The sequence below is a fragment of the Pseudovibrio sp. Ad5 genome (assembly GCF_001623095.1).
In the GTDB taxonomy this organism is placed as follows: domain Bacteria; phylum Pseudomonadota; class Alphaproteobacteria; order Rhizobiales; family Stappiaceae; genus Pseudovibrio.
In genome coordinates this window covers 2,501-5,759 of sequence record NZ_LMCH01000062.1, presented here as the reverse complement: position 1 = coordinate 5,759, position 3,259 = coordinate 2,501, and the positions used below count along the sequence as shown (strand labels likewise).

General features: G+C 51.5%; 2 rRNA genes. Both read right to left on the bottom strand.

Annotated elements, in window-relative coordinates:
• Positions 1-49 precede the first annotated feature (49 nt).
• Positions 50-164 (bottom strand): 5S ribosomal RNA (rrf, locus tag PsAD5_RS19745).
• A gap of 163 nt (positions 165-327) precedes the next feature.
• Positions 328-3,058, bottom strand: a 23S ribosomal RNA gene (locus PsAD5_RS19740).
• Positions 3,059-3,259: the final 201 nt, after the last annotated feature.

The following is a 3,259-nucleotide window of genomic DNA, read 5'->3' as shown; positions in this document are numbered from 1 at the left end:
TGTTTGTTCTGTTTTATTTTGTAGAGATTTGTCGGTGTGTATTATTCATGCCCGGCGGCGCCCTACTCTCCCGCGTCTTAAGACGAAGTACCATTGGCGCAGGGGCGTTTCACTTCCGAGTTCGGGATGGGATCGGGTGGGGGCGCCCCGCCATAGCCACCGGGCAGGAATAAGTCACACTGACTTTTGAACTGGTCTTTTATGCCACTCTTATTGAGAGTGTCAGGACACTTCTGCGAAGTGTCTGTTGTTGTTATCCAAGTTTTAGCTTTGTTTTGTTGGCGACAAATCTAGGTGTTTGTCGTTTATGATTATAGCTTAATGGGAGTGATCAAGATCAATCGAGCTATTAGTAAGGCTCAGCTTCGAGAGTTACCCCTCTTCCACATGCCTCCTATCAACGTGGTGGTCTTCCACGGCTCTCAAGGGATATCTAGTTTTGAGGTTGGTTTCCCGCTTAGATGCCTTCAGCGGTTATCCATTCCGAACATAGCTACCCTGCAATGCGGCTGGCGCCACAACAGGTCCACCAGAGGTTCGTCCATCCCGGTCCTCTCGTACTAGGGACAGATCCTCTCAAATTTCCTACACCCACGGCAGATAGGGACCGAACTGTCTCGCGACGTTCTGAACCCAGCTCACGTACCACTTTAATTGGCGAACAGCCAAACCCTTGGGACCTGCTCCAGCCCCAGGATGTGATGAGCCGACATCGAGGTGCCAAACAATGCCGTCGATATGGACTCTTGGGCATCATCAGCCTGTTATCCCCGGCGTACCTTTTATCCGTTGAGCGATGGCCCTTCCACGAGGGACCACCGGATCACTATGACCGACTTTCGTCTCTGCTCGACTTGTCAGTCTCGCAGTCAGGCAGGCTTATGCCATTGCACTCAACGAGCGATTTCCGACCGCTCTGAGCCTACCTTCGCGCGCCTCCGTTACCATTTGGGAGGCGACCGCCCCAGTCAAACTACCCGCCACACACGGTCCCGGGTATTGTAGTACCGCGGTTAGATATCCATGAGGACAAGGGTGGTATTTCAAGGATGACTCCACCAAAGCTGGCGCCTTGGTTTCAACGTCTACCACCTATCCTACACATGTCATCACGAATACCAGTGTGAAGCTGTAGTAAAGGTGCACGGGGTCTTTCCGTCTGACCGCAGGAACCCCGCATCTTCACGGGGAATTCAATTTCACTGAGTCTGTGCTGGAGACAGCGGGGAAGTCGTTACGCCATTCGTGCAGGTCGGAACTTACCCGACAAGGAATTTCGCTACCTTAGGACCGTTATAGTTACGGCCGCCGTTTACTGGGGCTTCAATTCGGTGCTTGCACACCTCCTCTTAACCTTCCAGCACCGGGCAGGCGTCAGACCCTATACGTCGCCTTGCGGCTTCGCAGAGCCCTGTGTTTTTGATAAACAGTCGCAACCCCCTATTCTGTGCCCCCAATACAAAGTTGCCTTCGTATTGGGCTCCCTTCTCGCGAACTTACGGGAGCAATTTGCCGAGTTCCTTCAGCACAGTTCTCTCAAGCGCCTTGGTATACTCTACCTGTCCACCTGTGTCGGTTTCGGGTACGGTCTTAGCGTGGGAGCTATTTCCAGGAACACCTTCACCGCATCTCCAATCCAATAAGGAGATACGATACACGGCATCCGTCACTACCCACTGGCCGGGGAATATTAACCCCGTTCCCATCGACTACGCCTTTCGGCCTCGCCTTAGGGGCCGGCTAACCCTGCGCCGATTAGCGTTGCGCAGGAACCCTTGGACTTTCGGCGAGAGGGTCTCTCACCCTCTTTATCGTTACTCATGTCAGCATTCGCACTTCTGATACTTCCAGCAGCCCTCACGGGTCCACCTTCATCAGCTTACAGAACGCTCCGCTACCGCTTGTCAAAGACAAGCCCGCAGTTTCGGTGTATGGCTTTAGCCCCGGTACATTTTCGGCGCGGAGACCCTTATTTAGACCAGTGAGCTGTTACGCTTTCTTTAAATGATGGCTGCTTCTAAGCCAACATCCTGGTTGTTTTGGGATCTCTACATCCTTTCCCACTTAGCCATAACTTAGGGACCTTAACTGGCGGTCAGGGTTGTTTCCCTCTCCACAATGGACGTTAGCACCCACTGTGTGTCTGCCCTGCAGTACTTCCTGGTATTCGGAGTTTGGTTAGGATCAGTAAGGCGGTGAGCCCCCATAGCCCATCCAGTGCTCTACCCCCAGGAGTATTCACAGGACGCTCTACCTAAATAGATTTCGCGGAGAACCAGCTATTTCCGAGTTTGATTGGCCTTTCACCCCTAGCCACAAGTCATCCCCGAATTTTTCAACATTCGTGGGTTCGGTCCTCCAGTGCATGTTACTGCACCTTCAACCTGCTCATGGCTAGATCACTCGGTTTCGGGTCTAATCCAACGAACTAAGACGCCCTATTCAGACTCGCTTTCGCTACGCCTACACCTATCGGCTTAAGCTTGCTCGTTAAATTAAGTCGCTGACCCATTATACAAAAGGTACGCTGTTACCCAGAACAAATCTTGGGCTCCAACTGTTTGTAAGCATTCGGTTTCAGGTACTATTTCACTCCCCTCGTCGGGGTACTTTTCACCTTTCCCTCACGGTACTGGTGCGCTATCGGTCGACTAGGAGTACTTAGGCTTGGAGGGTGGTCCCCCCATGTTCAGACAGAATTTCACGTGTTCCGCCCTACTCGAGGACTATAAATCTTTCTACCCGTACGGGACTATCACCCACTAAGGTCAAGCTTCCCAGCTTGTTCCGGTTCTTAATCTATAGCCACTGGCCTGATCCGCGTTCGCTCGCCACTACTAGCGGAGTCTCGGTTGATGTCCTTTCCTCCGGGTACTTAGATGTTTCAGTTCCCCGGGTTTGCCCCCTTGCGGGTACACCTTACGGTGTGGGTTGCCCCATTCAGAAATCGCCGGATCAAAGCTTATTCGCAGCTCCCCGACGCTTATCGCAGCGTATCACGTCTTTCATCGCCTCTAGTCGCCAAGGCATCCACCAAATGCTCTTAAGACACTTGATCACTCTCATTAGCTATAATCATAAATCCATCCGAAGACAGACATGACCTGAGACTTCCAGAAGAAGTCTCACTAACCAACAAAAATAAAGCTTGATTTAACTTGGCTTGTACATCGGTTGCCAGATGTACAATCAACAATACATACATCGTATGTATCAAAGACATATGCAATGCATATGCCTAGACCAGTTCATGAGACAT